Annotated in this window: 20 protein-coding genes; 10 read left to right on the top strand and 10 right to left on the bottom strand. The window is 65.1% G+C overall.

Features of this window, described 5'->3' with window-relative positions; all coding sequences use genetic code 11:
- Positions 1–39: 39 nt before the first annotated feature.
- The gene (locus ACP4XC_RS17180; RefSeq protein WP_427171761.1) at positions 40–927 is read right to left on the bottom strand and encodes a glutamate ABC transporter substrate-binding protein; all 888 of its coding nucleotides are present in this window, start codon (positions 925–927) and stop codon (positions 40–42) included.
- 72 nt (positions 928–999) lie between these two features.
- Positions 1,000–1,755 (bottom strand): amino acid ABC transporter ATP-binding protein, encoded by a 756-nt coding sequence (locus ACP4XC_RS17175; protein WP_427171759.1) that lies wholly within the window; start codon positions 1,753–1,755, stop codon positions 1,000–1,002.
- 164 nt (positions 1,756–1,919) lie between these two features.
- Between ACP4XC_RS17175 and ACP4XC_RS17170 the strand changes: the two genes are divergently transcribed.
- The 4 genes from ACP4XC_RS17170 to ACP4XC_RS17155 all read left to right on the top strand — a co-directional run bounded on the left by ACP4XC_RS17170 (position 1,920) and on the right by ACP4XC_RS17155 (position 4,879).
- Positions 1,920–2,765 carry a TIGR00730 family Rossman fold protein gene (locus ACP4XC_RS17170; RefSeq protein ID WP_427171757.1) on the top strand — a complete coding sequence of 282 codons (846 nt, stop codon included), beginning with the start codon at positions 1,920–1,922 and terminating at the stop codon, positions 2,763–2,765.
- A gap of 32 nt (positions 2,766–2,797) precedes the next feature.
- A complete protein-coding gene (locus tag ACP4XC_RS17165) occupies positions 2,798–3,193 on the top strand; it encodes a DivIVA domain-containing protein (RefSeq protein ID WP_427171755.1) in 396 nt (131 codons plus the stop codon).
- Between the two features lie 38 nt (positions 3,194–3,231).
- Entirely contained in the window at positions 3,232–4,479 is a 1,248-nt protein-coding gene (locus ACP4XC_RS17160) for a hypothetical protein (protein WP_427175149.1), read from the top strand.
- 232 nt (positions 4,480–4,711) lie between these two features.
- Positions 4,712–4,879, top strand: coding sequence for a DUF3117 domain-containing protein (locus ACP4XC_RS17155; protein ID WP_009357720.1), 168 nt, complete (start codon positions 4,712–4,714; stop codon positions 4,877–4,879).
- A gap of 72 nt (positions 4,880–4,951) precedes the next feature.
- Here the strand turns inward: ACP4XC_RS17155 and ACP4XC_RS17150 are convergent, their stop codons facing one another.
- Complete coding sequence (locus ACP4XC_RS17150) at positions 4,952–5,584, bottom strand: O-methyltransferase (RefSeq protein WP_427171752.1); 633 nt, start codon at positions 5,582–5,584, stop codon at positions 4,952–4,954.
- 260 nt (positions 5,585–5,844) lie between these two features.
- On the opposite strand from ACP4XC_RS17150, the gene sigE reads away from it, so the two are divergent.
- The 3 genes from sigE (at position 5,845) to ACP4XC_RS17135 (ending at position 8,036) form a co-directional block, all read left to right on the top strand.
- Positions 5,845–6,471, top strand: coding sequence for an RNA polymerase sigma factor SigE (gene sigE / locus ACP4XC_RS17145; RefSeq protein WP_427171750.1), 627 nt, complete (start codon positions 5,845–5,847; stop codon positions 6,469–6,471).
- Positions 6,472–6,779: 308 nt separating this feature from the next.
- A complete protein-coding gene (locus ACP4XC_RS17140; protein ID WP_427171748.1) occupies positions 6,780–7,553 on the top strand; it encodes a hypothetical protein in 774 nt (257 codons plus the stop codon).
- A gap of 81 nt (positions 7,554–7,634) precedes the next feature.
- On the top strand, positions 7,635–8,036 hold the full coding sequence (locus ACP4XC_RS17135) for a Sec-independent protein translocase TatB (RefSeq protein WP_427171746.1): 402 nt from the start codon (positions 7,635–7,637) through the stop codon (positions 8,034–8,036).
- A gap of 44 nt (positions 8,037–8,080) precedes the next feature.
- On the opposite strand, the gene ACP4XC_RS17130 is transcribed toward ACP4XC_RS17135, so the two are convergent.
- Genes ACP4XC_RS17130 through ACP4XC_RS17120 form a run of 3 tightly spaced genes read right to left on the bottom strand, consistent with a single transcriptional unit; the run spans position 8,081 to position 11,200 of the window.
- Entirely contained in the window at positions 8,081–9,208 is a 1,128-nt protein-coding gene (locus ACP4XC_RS17130) for an Mrp/NBP35 family ATP-binding protein (protein WP_427171744.1), read from the bottom strand.
- An 11-nt stretch (positions 9,209–9,219) separates the two neighbouring features.
- The gene (locus ACP4XC_RS17125; protein ID WP_427175148.1) at positions 9,220–9,894 is read right to left on the bottom strand and encodes a DUF1003 domain-containing protein; all 675 of its coding nucleotides are present in this window, start codon (positions 9,892–9,894) and stop codon (positions 9,220–9,222) included.
- Between the two features lie 22 nt (positions 9,895–9,916).
- On the bottom strand, positions 9,917–11,200 hold the full coding sequence (locus tag ACP4XC_RS17120; protein ID WP_427171742.1) for a magnesium transporter MgtE N-terminal domain-containing protein: 1,284 nt from the start codon (positions 11,198–11,200) through the stop codon (positions 9,917–9,919).
- Between the two features lie 77 nt (positions 11,201–11,277).
- Here ACP4XC_RS17120 and ACP4XC_RS17115 point away from each other — a divergent pair, with 77 nt between their 5' ends.
- Positions 11,278–12,282, top strand: coding sequence for a general stress protein (locus ACP4XC_RS17115; RefSeq protein ID WP_427171740.1), 1,005 nt, complete (start codon positions 11,278–11,280; stop codon positions 12,280–12,282).
- A 98-nt stretch (positions 12,283–12,380) separates the two neighbouring features.
- Here ACP4XC_RS17115 and ACP4XC_RS17110 read toward each other — a convergent pair whose 3' ends face one another.
- Positions 12,381–13,961 (bottom strand): aminopeptidase P family protein, encoded by a 1,581-nt coding sequence (locus ACP4XC_RS17110; RefSeq protein WP_427171738.1) that lies wholly within the window; start codon positions 13,959–13,961, stop codon positions 12,381–12,383.
- A gap of 136 nt (positions 13,962–14,097) precedes the next feature.
- On the opposite strand from ACP4XC_RS17110, the gene ACP4XC_RS17105 reads away from it, so the two are divergent.
- On the top strand, positions 14,098–14,943 hold the full coding sequence (locus tag ACP4XC_RS17105) for a PHP domain-containing protein (protein WP_427171736.1): 846 nt from the start codon (positions 14,098–14,100) through the stop codon (positions 14,941–14,943).
- A 139-nt stretch (positions 14,944–15,082) separates the two neighbouring features.
- On the opposite strand, the gene ACP4XC_RS17100 is transcribed toward ACP4XC_RS17105, so the two are convergent.
- The 3 genes from ACP4XC_RS17100 to ACP4XC_RS17090 all read right to left on the bottom strand — a co-directional run bounded on the left by ACP4XC_RS17100 (position 15,083) and on the right by ACP4XC_RS17090 (position 19,472).
- The gene (locus tag ACP4XC_RS17100; protein ID WP_427171734.1) at positions 15,083–15,955 is read right to left on the bottom strand and encodes a DNA-methyltransferase; all 873 of its coding nucleotides are present in this window, start codon (positions 15,953–15,955) and stop codon (positions 15,083–15,085) included.
- 8 nt (positions 15,956–15,963) lie between these two features.
- Positions 15,964–17,700, bottom strand: a complete 1,737-nt coding sequence (locus tag ACP4XC_RS17095; protein ID WP_427171732.1) for a DEAD/DEAH box helicase — start codon at positions 17,698–17,700, stop codon at positions 15,964–15,966.
- A gap of 290 nt (positions 17,701–17,990) precedes the next feature.
- Positions 17,991–19,472 (bottom strand): RNB domain-containing ribonuclease, encoded by a 1,482-nt coding sequence (locus tag ACP4XC_RS17090; RefSeq protein WP_427171730.1) that lies wholly within the window; start codon positions 19,470–19,472, stop codon positions 17,991–17,993.
- Positions 19,473–19,513: 41 nt separating this feature from the next.
- Between ACP4XC_RS17090 and ACP4XC_RS17085 the strand changes: the two genes are divergently transcribed.
- Entirely contained in the window at positions 19,514–20,188 is a 675-nt protein-coding gene (locus ACP4XC_RS17085) for a ferritin-like fold-containing protein (RefSeq protein WP_427171728.1), read from the top strand.
- Positions 20,189–20,215 lie beyond the last annotated feature (27 nt).

Genomic DNA, 20,215 nt, shown 5'->3' with positions numbered 1-20,215 from the left:
GCGACGAGCGCGGACTCCGGCAACCGCCACACCAGGCTATTAGTAACGGTTGATGGCGGGCAGCTCCGGAGCGGTCTTGATGACCTTTCCGGCGGTGGCTTCCCAAGCCTTCTTGTAGGAGCCGTCCTTGGCGAAGGCCTCCAGCTGGTCGTTGATCCAGTTGCGGAACACGGTGTCGTCCTTCTTCAGGCCGATGCCGTAAGGCTCCTTGGTGAAGGTCTGGTCCGAGGCGAGCTTGAACGCGTCGGGCTCTTTGTCAACGAAGCCGGCTAGGATGACGTTGTCGGTGGTGACAGCCTCAACCTGCTTGTTGCGCAGCGGTTCCAGGCAGGCGGAGTAGGTGGCAGCCGGGACCAGCACCGCTCCGTACTTCGACACGATGGTATCGGCAGGGGTGGAACCGGTGACCGAGCAAACCTTCTTGCCCTTGACGTCCTCGGGCTTGGTGATGGACGTGTTGTCCTTGTTCACCATCAGAGCCTGGCCCGCTTCGTAGTACGGACCCGCGAACGAGACCTCGGTCTTGCGCTTGTCGTTGATCGTGTAGGTCGCAACGATCAGATCGACGTCGCCGTTCTTGATGAATTGCTCACGGTTCGCGGAAACCGTTTCTTTCCATTCGATCTTGTCGGCCGAGATGCCCAGCTTGGCGGCGATCAGCTTGCCGATTTCAACGTCGAAGCCGACAGGCTTGCCGTCGAGGCCCTTCTGGCCGAACAGCGGCTGGTCAAACTTGGTGCCAATGATGATCTTTCCCGCGGAAGACAGCTTGGCCATGGTGGTGTCGGCGGCGAAACTTGGCTTTTCGGCGACGGGGGGATTGCTGGTGGTGCCGGTGCCGCCTCCGCCACAGGCGCTCAGGGACAGTGCCAGGGCTGCGGATGCCGCAACCAGAAGGGATTTCCTCCGGGTCAAAAATGCCTTCATGACATTCCTTTCATTGGGCGGCCGGATGGTAACGGCCAGGGTGCGAACTCAGTGGGTGCGAATCGGCGGGTGCTAGTGCGTGAGGAGCTTGGACAGGAAGTCCTTGGCGCGGTTGCTTTGCGGGTTGGTGAAGAATTCCTCCGGGGTGGCATCCTCCACGATCTGGCCGTCAGCCATGAACACCACGCGGTCCGCGGCCTTGCGGGCGAAGCCCATTTCGTGGGTCACGACAATCATGGTCATGCCCTCCTTGGCCAGCTGGATCATAACGTCAAGGACCTCATTGATCATTTCCGGGTCCAGGGCGGAGGTTGGCTCATCGAAGAGCATCACCTTCGGTTTCATGGCCAGGGCGCGTGCGATGGCGACGCGCTGCTGCTGGCCGCCGGAAAGCTGGGCCGGAAGCTTGGGTGCCTGGTGCCCGACGCCGACACGCTCCAGGAGCGCCATCGCTTCCTTGTCCGCCTCGGCCTTGGACATTCCCTTGACCTTGATCGGGCCCAGGGTCACGTTTTCCAGGATGGTCTTGTGGGCGAACAGGTTGAATGACTGGAAGACCATTCCGACGTCGGCGCGCAGGCGCGCAAGTTCCTTACCCTCGGCGGGCAGTTCCTTGCCGTCGATCTTGATAACGCCGTCGTCGATCGTTTCCAGCCGGTTGATGGCGCGGCACAGCGTTGACTTGCCCGAACCTGACGGCCCGATGACAACAACGACCTCGCCCTTGCGGACATTTAGATTGATGTCCTTCAGGACGTGCAACTGGCCGTAATGCTTGTTGACGGCATTCAGGGAGACGAGCGCATCGCCGGGCACTTGAGTAGTCATAAAGAAGAATCTAGCGAACATTAGACGCTTATGACGCCAATCACTCCCAGATCCCGTAGATCGTGATTCAAGAGATACCTGCTGCCTGGCGGGACATAATCAACCGGAAGAGCCATCTGACACGCCGAGGCGGCAAGCGTGAAGAACCGCGCTAGCCTAGGTGGATGAGTACCGATCCACAGCCCGAGCCCGTCCCGGCACCCCCTATCGCCACACGCCACAAGGGCCCACTGGAACTGCGGCGCAAACAGGCGGCTGTGGAGATGTCGGACCAGCACTTGCTGGACACCAAAGGTCCCGGCCAGTTTGTGCACACAGACCCATGGCGCGTGCTGCGGATTCAGAGCGAATTCGTGGAAGGATTCGGCGCCCTGGCGGATCTTGGCCCGGCTGTCAGCGTCTTCGGTTCCGCGCGGACCAAGCCCGGCTCCGTCTACTACGAACTCGGCGTCGAAGTCGGCAGGAAACTGGCCGAAGCCGGGGTGGCTGTCATTACCGGCGGCGGCCCCGGCTCCATGGAGGCCGCCAACAAGGGGGCCGTTCAGGGCAACGGTGTCTCAGTGGGCCTGGGGATCGAGCTGCCATTTGAACAGGGCCTCAACCAGTGGGTGGATCTGGGCATCAATTTCCGCTACTTCTTTGCCCGCAAGACCATGTTCGTGAAATACGCCCAGGGATTCATTGTGCTGCCGGGCGGACTGGGTACCCTCGATGAGCTCTTCGAGGCCATGGTCCTGGTCCAGACGAGGAAGGTCACCTCATTCCCTATAGTTCTTGTGGGCACAGCATTCTGGGGTCCCATGATCGACTGGATTCAGGGAACCCTGGTTGAGGACGGCATGATCTCGGAGAAGGATCTGGGCCTGATCCAACTCGTGGACGAGCCTGCCCATGCCGTTGACCTGGTAATTCACGGCGCCATCCGCCCGGCCCCGGGGGCGGCCGGAAGTACAGACTCAGCCAACGGCAGGCGAAACGGCAGGGGAAACGCTGAGCAGCGGCCTGAATAGCGGCCCCGCTGCTGTCTGGCACGATTGATGCTGTGAGTTTCTTCCTGATCTTCCTTGCCATTGCGTTAATCGGCGCAGCGCTGTTCCTCGGCACAGGCTTCTCGCCCGGTGTTTCCCGTGGTGGCTGGCGCGGCGGCAAAGCCCTGCCTGATGCATTCGATGAACCTGTGGCATCGCTCCCGCCGGTGCTGCTCCCGGCCGAAGCAGAGCCGGCCGACGTCGACCGCATCCGTTTTGCCCTGGGGCTTCGCGGGTACCGGATGGACCAGGTCGATCAGGTGCTGGACGAACTCCGCGACCAGATCGCCGCCAAGAATGCCGAAATCACACGTCTGCGCTCCGCCATCGGGGAGCGCGGACTGATGGAGCCCGATCTGCCCGCACCCGGCCTGCAAGCCTCCGCGCCGGTGGTGGAGGAACGGCCGTGATCCGGCCCGGTGTCGCTGCCATGGACCGTGAGTCTGAAATGTCGCCCGGACTGAACGGGGTCCTGTGGGAACGCGTCGTCTCGGCGGCCGGCCGCGCGGGCCGATGGCCCTGGTGGGTCCAGGTGGGAGGCGTTTACATCGCAGCACGGCTCGTCAGCGCGTGCATCTTTATGGCCGCGGCCCTCCAACAGGGGGTCAATCCATGGTTCCCGCCGAGGCCTGACTACTGGAACTTCATCAACATCTGGGATGCCCGCTGGTACACCGAGGTGGTCAGGAACGGCTATCCGCCCGCCCTGCCCCTCGACAGCTTCGGCAACGTCAAGGAAAATGCCTGGGCGTTCTACCCGCTTTTCCCCCTGCTGGGCCGGGCCCTGTCCACCATGACGGGCCTGGACCCGGCGCTGTCGCTGACCTTCATCGCGATGGTCGCGGGGCTCGGTGCCTCGTTGGCGGTGTACCGCATTTTTCGCCAGAAGGCCGCGCACGGGACCGCTTTGTGGGGCGTGGTCTTCTTCGCCACTTTTCCGGTGTCGGGCGTCCTGCAAGTCCCGTACGCCGAATCCCTGAACCTGCTGCTGTTGGCCTGCGCCCTGCTGCTGGTGATGCGGCGCCGCTACCTGTGGGCGATGCCCGTGGTGGCGCTTATGTGCCTCTCCCGTCCCACCGGGGTGCCGTTTGCGGCCATGGTGGCCGGGCTTTTTGTCTACCGACTGTTCCAGCGCAGGCGGCATGCCGACGGGCACACTGTCCAGGCCTTTGTCCCGCACAGCATCCGGGAGCTTGGCTCACTTGCCGGGCTGGCGGTGGTCAGCGCGCTGGGCGCACTGATGTGGCCGGCGATTGCGTGGGCGGTCACAGGCGATCCTGCGGCCTACACCAAGACTGAGACCGTATGGCGGGGTCAGGAACTTGTGCCGTTCAAACCGTGGTTCGACATGGGGATCCAGCTTTTTGGTCCGGTGCTCGGGATCATGGCGCCTTTTGTATTTGTTGCCGCCTTCGGACTGTTCATGAATTCTGTGCCGGTCCGGGCGCTGGGCGCAGAGCTTCGGCTGTGGTGCATCTGCTACCTGGGATACCTGCTGGTGTTCCTGCACCCGCAGACGAGCACGTTCCGGATGCTGCTGCCGCTGTTTCCGCTGGCACTTGGCGCCGCACTCGTCTCGCGCTCCCGGGCCTACCGGGGTGCGGTGCTGACGATGTTCCTGCTGCTGCAGATCGTCTGGATCGTGTGGCTGTGGGCCTGGGCGCAGTTGCCGGGCGGGGGGGATTATCCGCCCTGACGGAGAGGAAGGGCTGGAGATGCCGCCGCCGAATTCCGTGGCGGTGGAGAAAGTCCATCAATTAGCTACAGGCGGGTAATTACAGGATAATAATGGTTAAGCACGAACAAAATGTATTCAACAGTGTTCAGCAAAGGCGGCGCCGCAACGCTGCCGGAGTGGCTTGATTGACGACGCGGACGCAGCCCGCCCGGGCTGGTAAGTCCTGGGACTACTGGAGGGGATTTTCCTCATGGCGGCTATGAAACCACGCACCGGCGACGGCCCTATGGAAGTAACCAAAGAGGGCCGCAGCCTGATCATGCGTGTGCCGCTCGAAGGCGGGGGGCGGCTTGTGGTTGAGCTCAACGCCGCAGAGGCGGCAAACCTGAAGGAATGCCTCGTCGGCGTTACCGAATAGATTTGCTGGGGAAGGGCCCGTGACCGGGAGGTCACGGGCCCTTCCTTAATCCGCGGATAATCCGGGGAAAGCCTATTTCTTGACGGCCACCAGGAGTCCGTCCCCGGTGGGCAGCATGGCGGAGGCGAGCCGGTCATCGTCGCGGATAGCCTTGCCCACCTGGCGAAGGGTCACGGTGGTCGCCTCGCGGGCTGCGGGGTTGGCCACGCGGTCCTTGTCCAAGGCATCGTTGATGATCAGCAGGCCGCCTGACTTCAGCAGGCGGACGGCCTGTTCCACGTAGCCGGGTGTGTTCGGTTTATCCGCATCGATAAACACCAAATCGTAGGCACTGTCGGTGAGGCGGGGCAGTACATCTCCGGCGCGGCCGGAGATGGTGCGCGTGCGGTTCGCAGGGCTTCCCGCCTCCTGGAAGGCTTCCCGGGCGGCCCTGAGATGTTCGACATCGACGTCGATGGTGGTCAGCACGGCCTGGGGTCCCAGCCCGCGGAGAATGCAGACCCCCGAAACGCCGGCGCCGCTCCCGATCTCCACGGCGGTCTGCGCCTTGGATGCAGCGGCCAGGACGGTGAGGACCGCTCCCACTCCCGGCCCCACCGGGGTTACTCCCAGCTCAAAGGAGCGCTCACGAGCGTGTAGCAAAACCTCGTCCTCGGCAGGCAGATCTTCTGCATAGGACCAGCTCGTGGACTTATCGGCGCTCATTTGATTCGCTTTCTGGGCGGCAGGGGAGTGTTTCTTACAGCGTACTGTGTGCGACGGCGGCCCGGCCGGAGGTGACGCCGCCTGTCATGGAGGCGCCGCTGCCATCCGTTTTCCGCCCAAGGCGGAAGTGCCGGGAAAGTCAGGAAATTCCCAGCCAAATTTGAAATGATAAGTATCCGCTCATCCAGGTGGTGATCGGCGCCGAAGCACTGGTGTCAAAACCATCCGGACGTTAGTACCATCCATGAGGGGAGCGGACGATGTCAGCATCAGTTGTGGCACCTGTCCCGGCAGTTGAAGATTCCGGCCCGGCGGACGCCGAGTGGGTCAGGCCAACGTGGGAAGAAGTGGTCACGAACCACTCCGCGAAGGTCTATCGCCTGGCCTACCGCCTGACGGGAAACAAGTACGACGCCGAGGACCTCACCCAAGAGGTGTTCGTTCGGGTGTTCCGTTCCCTTGAGAACTTCAAGCCGGGAACCCTGGACGGCTGGCTGCACCGCATCACCACCAATCTCTTCCTGGACCAGGCGCGGCGCAAGAGCCGTATCCGCTTCGACGCGCTGGCCGAAGACGCCGAATCCAAGCTTCCGGGACGCGAACCGGGTCCGGAACAGAGCTTCGAACTGAACAACCTGGACCTTGACGTGCAGGCCGCCCTTGAGGAGTTGCCGCCGGACTTCCGTGCAGCCGTGGTCCTCTGCGACCTTGAGGGACTGTCGTACGACGAGGTCGCCGCAGCCCTGAATGTGAAACTGGGAACCGTCCGGTCCCGGATCCACCGCGGGCGGACCATGCTTCGCGAGAAACTCGCCCACCGGGATCCGCGAACCAAGCAGTCCCTCAAGCCGCGGCTCAAAATGCCACGCATCGCCGGCATCCTCTGAACGGTTCCATGGGTCAGCTAAAAAGATTGCTGGGTGGCCTTGGGGGCAGGTGTGGCGGCCGGCCGCAACTACGAGGAAAGCGCGGGCGCAACGCCAGCCACATTCAATCGTGCCCCGAGTGTGCCCTGCGTCAGTGGCGTGAACGGCAGTATCTTGAGCGACTGCGCACCGCAGAGGTCCCTGCTGCCAGCGATGATCTGACTGCCCGCCTGCTGGCCCGGACCCAGCACCTGGCAATGGCGGCGTCCCCGGCCCCTGCGGCAGACGCAGCGAGCCATTTTCCCGGGGCATCGGGCCCGGCGAGGATTTTGTCCATTGTTGCCGGTGGCGCCATGGCGGCCGTGGGCGTGGTGGCCGTAGCGGCATACGTTCTGGCGGGTGACCCGATGCCCGTTGCAGGCGAAGGAATTGCCGGCGGAGTGATCCCGCAATCGCTTCAGCGGCCGGCCGACGGCCAGGCCTTCGAGGCCGCAGGTTCCGCGGAGGCTGCCGGCACGTTGAACCCCGATCAGCTCGCCGTTCTCCGCACAGAGGGATGGGTGGGCCCCGAGCTCCAGGATCTGGGCTTCCACCTGCTCTGGGCCAGGCACGAAACCGTGGCCGGGCACGGTGTCCTGGAAATGAAGCTTTCCGACGGCAGCCATTTTGCCACGGTCCTTGAGCAGCACCCGCAAGGCGGGCAGGCGGCTGGAGCGACTGTGGCGGCCCTGGCCTCCTCGCCAATGAACGTCATGACGGGGCACCCCGCGGCGGACGACGGGTTTGTTCCGGCCCCGGATGACGGCGCCCGCCGGGAAGGCACGCTATGGGTCCACGCTGCCACGCCGTGGAGAGCGATCTATCAGGCGCCCGGCATCACGTTCACGTATGTCTCGGATCTTCCCGCTGCAAAGGCGGACGACGGCATGGCCGAACTCGTGCGCGACGGTGCCGCAAGCACGGGCATGCCTTCCAGCGACCCGCGGGCTTCACTGGGCAGCCCAGGGATTGCGGGGAACGGGAGAACCGCCGCTGCGCAGGAGCCCCTGACTGCGCGCCTGCAGCGCGGCCTGAGTCGGATCATTGGACTGTTCTCCCCGTGATGGCGCGAGCAGCCACAGGTTACTTCGGCGGCTCAGCGCCGGAATCGTCAGCAGCGAGCCGGAGAGGGTAATCTTCCTAAGGTGTTTGGAATCAACGGTCCGGAGTTCTTCGTTCTGCTGCTCATCGGCGTCCTGGTGATCGGCCCCAAGCGGCTGCCCGAATACACCCAGAAACTGGCGAACCTGGTCAAGGAAGTCCGCCGGATGGCCTCCGGCGCGCGGGAGCAGATCAAGGACGAAGTCGGCATCGACATCGACGAGGTTGACTGGAAGAAATACGATCCCCGTCAGTACGACCCCCGCCGGATCATCAAGGAAGCGCTGCTGGATGACGACACCAAGCCTGTGAGCGCCGGCGGTCCAACCTCAGTTGCCGCCGTGGCCTCGGCCTCGGCCGCGTCCTATGCGGAGACCCACCCGGCGCGCGCGATTGAGCGGCTGCCCGACGGCGAACCGGCCCCGTTCGACTCGGAAGCCACCTAAGCCCGGCAGCCGCCCGGACGCGCCCGGTGCGCTGAACGGGCCACTCAGCGCGGCTGCAGTCCCAGCGATCTGCCGCTCAGTCCACGGGGCCGGGCCCCGAGCTGTCCAGCAATGCCGGCAAGAGCCTTGGCTGCGGGCGTCTCGGGACGCCCCAGAACGATGGGCACCCCGGCGTCCCCGCCTTCACGCAACAGGATATCCAGCGGGATCTGGCCCAAAAGCGGCACCGTGGTGCCCACCGTGGCGCTCAGCCGCTCGGAGAGCACTGCCCCGCCGCCGCTGCCGAACAGTTCCATCCGGCCGCCGTCGGGCATTTCCAGATAGGACATGTTCTCCACGACCCCCGCCACGGACTGTCCCGTCTGGGTGGCGAGGGCACCGGCGCGTTCGGCAACGTCCGCGGCCGCCGTCTGCGGAGTGGTGACCACCAGAATCTCAGCCTTGGGCAACAGTTGGGCAACCGAGATGGCGATATCCCCGGTGCCCGGCGGGAGGTCCAGGAACAGTGCGTCGAGATCGCCAAAGTAGACATCGGTCAGGAACTGCTCCAGGGCCCGGTGCAGCATCGGCCCGCGCCAGGCCACCGGCTGGTTGCTCTTCACGAACATCCCGATCGAAATGACCTTCACGCCATAGGCGACCGGCGGCAGGATCATGTCATCCACGCGTGTGGGGGCCTGGTTCAGGCCCATCAGGGCGGGTACGGAGAAGCCGTAGACGTCGGCGTCGATGATGCCCACCCGCAACCCCTGCGCGGCCATCGCACAGGCAAGATTGACGGTCACCGAGGATTTCCCCACGCCACCCTTGCCGCTGGCCACCGCGAAGACCTTGGTGAGCGCACCGGGCTCGTTGAAAGGGATGCTGCGCTGGCCGCCCGGCCCGCGCAGCTTCTCCTTCAGTGCGTCGCGCTGCTCCTGGGACATGACTTTGAGCTCGACGTCGACGGCGGAGACACCGGGGACGGCCAGCAGCGCCGATTCGGAGTCGGCGGTGATGGTGCCGCGCAGCGGACAGCCCGCGATGGTCAACAGCACAACCAGACGGACGCGGCCGCCTTCGGCGATGTGCACAGACTCCACCATCCCCAGTTCGGTGATGGGACGGCGCAACTCGGGGTCTATCACGGTGGCCAGCGCGGCATCGACGGCCTGCGCCAAGGGGGTGTTCATGCAGTCAATGCTCAGCTTTCGGGGGAATTCAGGTGGGCCGGAAATCCCGGAGTGTCGGGTTTGACCTTGGGCATCTGCTGGGTGCGGGGGCTCCGCTGCTTGTCACGGCGTTCCTTTAGCCGCTCCTTCACTTTGTCCTTGGGAGACTCATGGCTGCCGGTTCCGGACGGGTCGTGCGTACGGAGTTCCTCCTGCGCTTCCAGCATGTCCTCGAGAAGGCTGCGGAGCTCGGCGCGTACGTAGTCGCGGGTGGCAACCTCGCGCAGGGCGATGCGCAGCGATGCCAGCTCACGGGTCAGGTATTCCGTGTCGGAGAGGTTGCGCTCGGCACGCTGCCGGTCCTGCTGGAGGGACACCCTGTCCCGGTCATCCTGCCGGTTTTGGGCGAGGAGGAGCAGCGGGGCGGCGTAGGAGGCCTGCAGCGACAACATCAGGGTCAGCAGGGTGAAGCCCAGCGCCCTGGAGTCGAACTGCAAGGACTCAGGAGCCCAGGTGTTCCAGGCCAGCCAGAAGATACAGAAGATGGTCATATAGACCAGGAACTGCGGCGTGCCCATAAAACGGGCGAATCCCTCGGTGGCATGTCCAAAGGCATCCGGGTTGGGTGAAAACTTCGGGAGGATGCGCTGGCGGCCGCTCAACGGGGTGTCGAGGCTGCCCTTGCCGGCGGCCTTGCCGCCCTTCATGCTGGAGTTTCGTACGGACGTATCAGCCAATGCGGCCTCCAAGCTTCCTTATCGGGGCGTCGTCCTCGTGGGCGCGCCAGTCATCGGGCAACAGGTGATCTAGCACGTCATCAACAGTCACCGCCCCCACAAGTCGTCCGTCGCTGTTGACCACGGGCAGGGAGTTCAGGTTGTAGGTTGCGAGTGCGCGGGCAACTTCGCTGATGTGCGCATGGTCCGAAACCGGCTCCAGGGTCTTGTCCACGAGGTTGCCAAGCGGTTCCGGCGGGGGATAGCGAAGCAGTTGCTGGATGTGGACCACACCAAGGAAACGCCCGGTAGGGGTTTCCAACGGCGGCCGGGCAATAAAGATCGAGGATGCCAGCGCCGGCGAGAGTTCCTCGCGCCGGACGTGTGCCAGGGCTTCGGCCACGGTGGCTTCGGGAGGCAGGATCACGGGCACCGGCGTCATCAGGCCGCCGGCGGTGTCTTCGTCGTACTCCAGCAGGCGCCGGACGTCCTCGGCCCCTTCCGGTTCCATGAGCTGCAGCAGCTCCTCCGCCTGCGCCGACGGCAGCTCGGCCAGGAGGTCCGCTGCGTCGTCGGGGTCCATTTCCTCCAGGACGTCCGCGGCGCGGTTGACATCCAGGGCGGAGAGGATCTCCACCTGGTCACCTTCCGGCATCTCCTGCAGGACGTCGGCCAGCCGCTCATCCTGCAGTTCGCTGGCGACCTCGAAGCGGCGTTTGTCGCTCATCTCCTGGAGTGCTTCGGCAAAGTCCGCCGGCTTCAGGTCCTCGTGCGTTGCAACGAACTGCGTTGCCGCCTGGGGTTCGGTCTTGGCACCCTGCTGGGCATCGGCCCAGTCGATGATCATGGTCTCGTTACGGCGGAGCCTGCTCAGCGGCGACAGCGAGTGGCCGCGGCGCACGAACAGTTTGCTCACGAACCAGTCGCCCGAGCGGTGCCGGTCAATGGCGATGTCCTCGATGGTGGCGTCGCCGCTGCCGTCGGCCAGGGTTACCCGGCGGTCGAACATCTCGGCCACCACCAGGGTTTCCGCGCCGCGCTGTTCGAAACGGCGAAGATTAACCAGGCCCGTGCAGATGATCTGCGTCTGATCGATCGAGGTGATCCGGGTCATCGGCACAAAGACACGTTTTTTGCCGGGGACCTCGACGACGATGCCCACCACGTGGGGTGCGCCGCGGGTGCCGCGCGAGAGCACCACAACATCGCGCAGCCTGCCCAGACGATCGCCCAGGGGGTCGAAGACATCCAGTCCGAGAAGGCGCGCAACAAAGACCCGCGAAAGATTCGTACTCACCTATACAGGCTACCGAGTCTGCTCTCTTTTAGCTGAATTTCCAGCCGTTGCCCAGCCAGATGGGCAAGAATGGGAGTATGTCAAACATTTTTGGTGCTCCCAAGGCCGGCGGCCCCAGCGGGCCCGATGAATTACGTGCCGTGCCGGTGGGGGACACCGTCGGTTCGTATAGCTCCTACCTGGATGCCCAGAAGGCGGTGGACTATCTTGCCGACCAGCAGTTCCCAGTGCAGCTGGTTTCCATTGTGGGCAACGACCTGAAGATGGTGGAACGCGTGACCGGCAGGCTGACCTACCCGCGCGTGGCGCTCTCCGGGGCCCTGAGCGGTATGTGGTTCGGCCTCTTCGTGGGCGTTATGCTGTCCTTCTTCTCGCCCACCGGTGGCTACTTCTCCATCGTGACGTCGGTCCTGATGGGTGCCGCTTTCTTTATGCTTTTCGGCATCGTCACCTATGCCATGCAGAGGGGGAAGCGCGACTTCACGTCGACCAGCCAAGTGGTCGCCACGAACTATGACGTCGTGGTGGCGTTCGAGGCGGCCCACGAGGCGCGCCGTCTCCTTCACCAGCTTCCCATGTCCACTTCGGACGCATCTGCCGGCGCCGCCCACTACGCCCAGGGCGATTACCAGAACCAGCCGTTCCAGCACCACGGCCCCCAGCCGGGGCAAGGGCCCCAGCGTCCGGCTGGCTGGAATGATCCTTATGGTCAGAGGGCTGCCGAGCCAGGTGCCCCTCAAGCCGGCCAGGTGGCCCAGCCCGCGCCCGAGGAACACCCGGCGGCGCGACCCTCCGGGGTCATGTATCCCGATCTGCCGGACGGCAGGCCCCAGTACGGTGTCCGTGTTGCGGACGCGTCCAGCGCCCCCCGCGGACCCGAACAACAGCGCGCGGCTGAACACCATGCCGCCGAACACCATGCAGCTGAACGCCATGCGGCTGAACACCGCGCGGCTGAGCACCGAGCAGAGCACCGGGCTCGGCGCGGCTCTGAAGAGCAGGATGCTGAACAACGGGGTGCTGAACGCCAGCAGGGTGAACAGCCCGAGGCTGACCAGAACCGGGACCAGCCCCGGGAGTAGCTAATAGCCCCCGGCACTAGTTCACGAAGGAAGGCCGCCGGACATTGCATGTCCGGCGGCCTTCCTTTGCCGTTGTGAGCCGGCGTTCGACCCGCCGGCTATCGTGCCTGGTCGACTTCCTGGTAGATGCCGGCCATCCAGGACTCGACGTCGTCGGCCTTGCGGGGAAGAACGGCACTCAAGTTGACCGGACCTTCCGCCGTCATGAGGATGTCGTCCTCGATGCGGACGCCAATGCCGCGGTACTCGGCCGGAATGGCGAGGTCCTCTTCCTTGAAGTACAGTCCGGGCTCGATGGTGAACACCATGCCAGGGGTCAGGACGCCGTCCAGGTACAGCTCGCGCCTGGCCTGGGCGCAGTCGTGCACGTCCAGGCCGAGGTGGTGACTGGTTCCGTGTGGCATCCAGCGGCGGTGCTGCTGGCCTTCGGGGCTGACGGCCTCTTCGACGGACACCGGCAGCAGGCCCCATTCGGCCAGGCGTTCGGCGAGCACCGTGGTGGCGGCGGTGTGGATATCGCGGAACCTGGTGCCGGGCTGCGCAGCGGCAAAGCCGGCGTCCGCGGCGTCCAGGACGGCTTCGTACACCCTGCGCTGGATCTCGGTGAACGTGCCGTTGGCGGGTAGTGTGCGGGTGATGTCCGCGGTGTAGAGCGAATCGGCCTCGACACCTGCGTCAAGCAGCAGCATTTCCCCGGCGCTGACCTTGCCCGTGTTCCGGGTCCAGTGCAGCACGGTGGCGTTGTTGCCGGAAGCGGCGATCGTATCGTAGCCGAGCTCGTTGCCTTCTTCGCGCGCCCGGGCGAAGAAGGCGCCTTCCACCACGCGTTCCCCGCGCTGGTGAGTCAGTGCCCGGGGAAGGGCCTTGACCACCTCGGCGAAACCTTCCGCCGTCGCGGCGACGGCAATCTTCATCTGCTCGATTTCCCACTCATCCTTGAGCAGCCGCAGTTCAGAAAGGGCCTCGGTGAGCTTTTCGTCCAGCGCATCCAGCACGCCGAGGTCCAGGTTCTCCGGGTCCTTGGCTGTGTTGTAACGGGCCGTGTCCACCAGGGCGTCGATGTTTTCGTCCACCTTGCGCACCAGCCGGACGGAGATCCCACCGATTTCCGGTGCGCCCACGTTCTTGGTGATGGCCAGTTCAAGCTCGTTAATGTGGGCCGTGGGCAGTCCCAGCCGCTGTTCGAATTCCTTCAGGGTGGGGCGGGCGCCGATCCAGAATTCGCCAGAGCGCGAGTCCGCATAAAACTGTTCGGTGTCACGGCCGGCCAGCGGCCGGAAGTAGAGCGTGGCGCGGTGGTTGCCGCCGTCGTCGCCCCTTCCTTCCTCCACCGGCTCAAAGATGAGGACGGCGTCGGGCTCGTGGTCCAGGCCCAGCCCGGTCAGGTGGGCGAACGCCGAATGCGGGCGGAAACGGTAATCGCAGTCGTTCGAGCGGACCTTCAGCGGCCCGGCGGGCACCACGAGCCGTTCACCTTTGAACTGGTCCGAAATGGCGCGGCGGCGGATGGTAGCGTGGGCGGCCACAGGATCCCGGTCGGGGAGCTGCTGCGCGGCCGGTGCCCAATTGCTGGCCATAAAGGCCTTGAAAGCCTCTGAACTGGGCCGCTGGGAGCGGTTGTTGACGCGCTCGTCGAGGGGTTGGGAAGCGGAGTCTGGGGTGGTTTCTGCATCGTTCACCGTCCCATAGTCTCACCAGCCCGGCGGCTGAGGCGAACAGGTGGGAGCCGCCGCGGGCCCGGGCCGCCGGGCCCTTCAGGATGCTGGCCGTGGCCACTTTCCCCCATGCACCCGGCAGGTCTACTAGGCTTGGCTGGTGAGAATTGATCTGCACGCCCACTCGAATGTCTCCGACGGCACAGAGCCCCCCGCCGCCGTCATGGCCGCCGCGGCCGCCGCCGGCCTGAACGTCGTGGCCCTGACTGATCATGACTCCACCGACGGCTGGGCGGAAGCGTCCGCCGCGGCGCTGGACGCGGGGATCGCGCTGGTGCCCGGCATGGAAATCTCGTGCAGGACTGAGGAGGGCATCAGCGTCCACCTCCTCAGCTACCTCCACGACCCGGCCCATCCGGGGTTGCTGGAGGAAATCACCAAGTCCAAGGATGCCCGCACCAGCCGGGCCGAACGCATGGTCACGCTTCTCGCCGAGGATTACCCGCTGAGCTGGGACGACGTGATCCACCACGTCGCGCCCGGTGCCACGCTTGGACGTCCCCATATCGCCGATGCGCTGGTGGCCGCCGGGGTGGTGGCTGACCGCAACGAGGCCTTCGCTTCGATTCTGACCTCGCACTCTCGGTACTTCGTGCAGCACTATGCCCCGGAGCCCGCGTTCGCCGTCGAACTGGTCAGGGCAGCCGGCGGCGTTCCCGTGTTCGCCCATCCGGTGGCCTCGTCCCGGGGCAGGATCGTGGGCGAGCGCACGTACCTGGAAATGATCGACGCCGGCCTGGCCGGGCTCGAGATCGACCACCGCGACAATCCCGAAGACGGCCGGGCCTATCTGCGCACGCTTGCCAGGAAGCACGGGTTGCTGGTCACCGGGTCCTCCGACTACCACGGCACGGGCAAGCCGAACCTGCTGGGGGAGAATCTGACCTCGCCGGAAGTCTTTGCCCGGATCGAGGAACTGGGCACGGGATCGTCAGTGGTGCGCTGACGGGCAGGACGAACCCCGGCCGCCTGTTTCTTCCCGTTGAGCTATCACTTAAGGTCCTTCAGAAGCCCGGTTAGCCGCCAAGAGTGATAGCGCAACGGTAGGGCGGGGGCGGAAGGGCGGGGGCGGAAGGGAGCGCGCGTCAGGCCGGCGGGAACGACGTGAACCGCGCCTTCGCGGCCAGGCGCTTGGTCATGACGTCGATGGCCGGCTGGTTCTGGTCCACGCACACGAACTTCCGGTCGAGCTTCGCGGCGACCGCCCCGAGAGTTCCGGAACCGGCGAAGAAGTCCAGGCACCAGTCGCCCGGGCGGCTCGAGGCCGCCACCACGCGGCGGATCAGGCCTTCCGGTTTCTGGGTGGGATAGCCGGTCTTCTCCTTGCCGGTGGGGGAGACAATGGTGTGCCACCAGACGTCCGTGGGCAGCTTGCCGAGCTCGCGTTTGGCCGCTGTCACGAGTCCGGGGGCCATGTACGGTTCCCGGTCCACTTCGGCGCTGTCGAAGTGGTATTTCGTCGGGTTCTTGACGTACACGAGGATGTTGTCGTGCTTGGTGGGCCAGCGGAACTTGGCCCGGGCGCCGTAGTCGTAGGCCCAGATGATCTCGTTCAGGAAACACTCGCGGCCGAAGATGGCGTCCAGCATGACCTTGGCGTAGTGCACCTCGCGGTAGTCCAGGTGCAGGTACAGGGTGCCGTCGTCGGCCAGCAGCCGCCAAGCCTCGACGAGCCGCGGTTCCAGAAAGGACCAGTAGTCGCTGAACGCGTCGTCGTACTTGTGCAGCGCGCCCTTGATCGTGTCATAGGAGCGCCCCTTGAACCCGACCCGGTCGCCGTCGCCGCCGGTGTTGAGCACCATCCTGGTTTCCTGGCGCTTCTGGACCCGGCCGGTATTAAAGGGCGGGTCGACGTAAATCAATGTGAAGGCGCCGTCCGGCAGCGTCGGGAGGTAGTCCGCGTTGTCCGCGTGTACCACCAGGTTGCTGCCGTCCGGCGCCCAGACGGTGTCAGTCATGAAGGGGTTTAGGCCTCGGCGCCGCGCGGCTGCGACGTGCCCTGCTGGGCCTCGCCACCGGCAACCACTTCGCCGTTGTGACGGCGGGTGCGCGTCCGCCGGCGGGCGCGGGTGGCCCGGTCCACCTCGGTGGGTGCAGCGGCGGCTGCCTCTGCCGCCGGTGCGGTCGCAGCGGGTGCCGCTTCTGGCTCGGAGGAACGACGACGGCGGTCTCCCGACCGTCCGCCGGCCTCGCCGCTGCGGCGTGTGTCGCGGCTGCCGGAGCGTCCGCCGTCACGGGTGCCCTCCCGGGCGCCGTCGCGTGGTCCGCGGGCTCCGCCTGTGGTCCTTGCGGTGTCCCTTCCGCCGCTGCGGGCGGGCTTTTTGCCGGTCTCGCCCAGGTCCTCCAGGACTTCGGCGTCGACCCCGGCCAGTACGCGCTTGTCGCGGGGGAGACGGCCCTTGGTGCCGGCCGGAATGTCCAGCTCTTCAAAGAGGTGCGGCGATGACGAATACGTTTCCACCGGTTCCGGGTAGTTCAGGCCCAGCGCCTTGTTGATCAGGCCCCAGCGCGGCATGTCGTCCCAGTCAACGAAGGTCACGGCAGTGCCCTTGTTGCCGGCGCGGCCGGTGCGGCCGACGCGGTGCAGGTAGATCTTCTCGTCCTCGACGCACTGGTAGTTGATCACGTGCGTGACGTCGTCGACGTCGATGCCGCGGGCGGCCACGTCGGTGGCGACGAGGACATCCACTTTGTTATTGCGGAACGCGCGCAGGGCCTGCTCGCGGGCGCCCTGACCGAGGTCGCCGTGGATGGCGGCGGCAGCGAAGCCGCGGTCCACGAGCTCCTCCGCGACCTTGGCCGCGGTGCGCTTGGTCTTGGTGAAGATGATGGTTCGGCCGCGCCCCCGGGCCTGGAGGATGCGGGCCACCACTTCAACCTTGTCCATGCTGTGGGCACGGTAGATCAGCTGACGGATGTCGCGCTTGGTCAGGCCCTCGTCATCCGGGTCGGCGGCGCGGATGTGGGTGGGCTGTGTCATGTAGCGCCGTGCCATGGCGATGACCGGACCCGGCATAGTGGCTGAGAACAGCAGGGTCTGGCGGACCGCCGGGGTGCCGGCGATGAGGGTCTCGACGTCAGGGAGGAAGCCGAGGTCCAGCATTTCGTCGGCCTCATCAAGGATGACCATCTTGACGTTCTTCAGGCTCAGGTGCTTCTGCTTGAAGAGGTCGATGAGGCGGCCCGGGGTTCCGACAACGATTTCGACGCCCTTTTGCAGCGCGTCAACCTGCGGCTCGTAGGCGCGGCCGCCGTAGATGGTGGCAATGCGGGCGTTGCGCTTCGTGGCGGCGTTCTCCAGGTCTTTAGCGACCTGGACGGCCAGCTCACGGGTCGGCACGATGACTAGGGCCTGCGGAGCGCCCGGAACGGCCAGTTTTTCGAAGCCGGCGTCATCCCGGCCCACGACGCGCTGCAGCGCCGGGATGCCGAAGCCCAGGGTCTTGCCGGTGCCCGTCTTGGCCTGTCCGATGATGTCGTGGCCGGCAAGGGCAACCGGCAGCGTCATGGCCTGGATGGGGAACGGGTGTGTGATTCCTGCGGAGGCGAGGGACTCCACGATGTCGGCGCGGACGTTGAAGTCGGCGAAGGACTTTTCCGCGATCTCGTGCGGCTTCTCGTCCGAGATGATGGTTTCTTCGGGCTCGATCGATTCCAGACCGGTTTCGTCGGTCAGAAGCTGGTGCGTATGCAATTCACTCACAGGGGAGTTTCCTTATTCATTTGGGCATTGGCGCTGCCTGCTCAACGGGGCCGGCCGCAGTGGCCGTTTCGGAGCACGCTCAGGCGCGCAAGCAAATCCAGTGGAAGCCGATCGCGGGCTATCTAAATGCTGGCACTGGTGACCAGCGGGTGTATCTCAAGATCGCGTAGGGGCGGGCTTGTTGAATTCGAAAATCATGTGAATCAACGACCGGGCATCCATTTCTACACCTTCAGTCTAGCTGTACATGGCAACTTTCCCTGACGACGGCGTTGCCGGTGCGGCGGAAATCAGCCGATGAGCTCCAGCCGGATCTCCCGCGTGGCGATGTCGGAGGAGATCAGCCGGACGCGCACTGTGGTGCCTGACTCCAGTTCGCCCGGGCACCGGGCGGTCACTGCCGGCCGGGCGATCTGGATGATTCCGGAGGGTCCGTTTCCGTTTCCGCCGTTGCCGTTGGTGCCGTTCCCGTTCGGCTTGGCCGGCTTGGAGCCGGAAATCACCACCGCATCGAATTCCTGGCCGATGTGGTTGATCAGGAGCGCGGCCTCCACTGTGTCCAAGGCCAAACGTTCCATCCGGGCTGCCAGTTGGTCCGAGGCAGCCATGATCTCCGGCAGCGAGGGGAGCGCCTCCCGTGCCCAGTCCGGCACAGCGGTGCCATTGCTCAGCGCTTCGCAGATGACCAGTACAAAGCGGTCAATGAGCCGCCGCAGCGGAGCCGTGGTGTGGGCATAGGCCGCGCCGATTGCCGATTGCTTGGCGTCCTCGGGCACGGCGCCGTCGAAGTGTGTGTACCCGGCGCCACGAAAAAGCATGCCGGCCGAGTGCATGATGGCCAGCTGCCGGGGGTCCGTGGGATCCAGAGAGCGGAGGTATTCGCCGTACGTGGCTTCTCCGTCCCAAGGCCTTCCCAACGCGTTGGTCTGCCGTTTGAAGTGCAGGAGAGAACGCTCGTCGGGGGCCGGCATGGTGCGCAGAATGCCGACCTTGCCCTGGAGCATGAGGTCCGCGGCGGCCATCCCGGTCATCAGTGAGATCTGGGCGTTCCAGTCTTCCACCGGAAGGGACGGGGCGGCATTGATCCGGTAGCCGCCGTCGGGCAGCTGTTCAATTTCCTGATCCGGCATATTCAGGCTGGCGCCTCCGCGCAGCCGTTCCAGTTCCACACGCTTGAGTCCCACTTCCTTCAACAGCTGGAGGACCGGCGGGGCAGCCCCGGCGTCGAGTTCGGCCTGGACCCCGTGATAACTCAGCTTCGCCCGGCTGCGGATCCGCGCCCGCCGCACGAGCACCGCCGAAACGTCGGCGCCGGCGTCGAGGTCGAACTCCCAAACAAACGCGGAGCAAAGCTGCCCGGCAAGCAGGCTTCCTGCTTGTTCACTAATGACTTCCGGGTGCAGCGGAATGCGTCCGTCCGGAGCATAAAATGTCTGGCCGCGGCGGCGGGTTTCGGCGTCGAGGGCGCTTCCGGGGGCCACGAAGGACGGGACGTCGGCGATGGCGTAGTACACCTTGTAGCCTTCGCCGGCCCGTTCGATGAAAAGGGCCTGGTCCAGGTCCGTGGACGACGCCGGGTCGATGGTAACGAAGTCGATGTCCGTCAGATCCAAGTCGGGCATCTTGTGTTCGGCAATGGCTGCCAGGGCATCCTGGAGGACGTCTGCGGGGAAGGGGCCCGGTAGCTCCAGCTCGGTGCGCAATGCCTTCAGGGCTTCGGCCAGCCGGTTGGTCTCTTCGTGGACGCTGGGGGACAGGCGATGGTGTGACACGAAAGTCAGATTAGCTCCATTTTCGCCATTAGTCTTGAAGGATGAGCACATCCCGGGCTGACACTGCTCCTTCCGACAGATTCGTGGCAGATCTCCTTGGCGTGATGGCTTATGGGGAGCTTTCGGCCTTCGAACGGTTCGCGGCCGATGCCAGGTATTCGCCCACCCTGCACGACCGGGCGGTCCTGGGCCGGATGGCCGTCACCGAGTTTCAACACTACGAACTGGTGAGCGCCAAGCTGGCTGAGATGGGTATCGATGCCGAAGACGCCATGCTCCCCTTCCAAACGTCCGTTGATCATTTTCACGAACGCACACGGCCGGGGGACTGGTACGAATCTTTGATGAAGGCGTACGTGATTGACACGGTGTCCGCTGATTTCTACCGTGAGATTTCCCGTTACGTGGATGCCGGCGCCCGCGCCGTCATCGAGCGCATCCAGGCTTCGGACGAGACGACGGATGTGCTCCGCGAGAGGCTCAGACGTGCCTTGGCCGACGATCCGCGCCTCGCCTCGCGGCTGGCACTGTGGGGCCGCCGGCTGCTCGGCGAAGCGCTGACCCAGGCACAACGGGTTGGTTCCGAGCACGCGTTCCTCAGCGCCCTGATCGGCGGCGCGGATGCGGCGGGAGCGAAAATCCTGGTGGGCGGCGTCATGGCTGGGCTGGCCGAGAAGCACGCCAGGCGCATGACGCAACTGGGGTTGACCGGTTAGAGCCGCGTCTGGCACCTGCGGGACGCC

The organism is Arthrobacter sp. 92 (genome assembly GCF_050260325.1).
Classification (GTDB): domain Bacteria; phylum Actinomycetota; class Actinomycetes; order Actinomycetales; family Micrococcaceae; genus Arthrobacter.
This window is presented reverse-complemented; position numbering and strand designations above follow the sequence as displayed.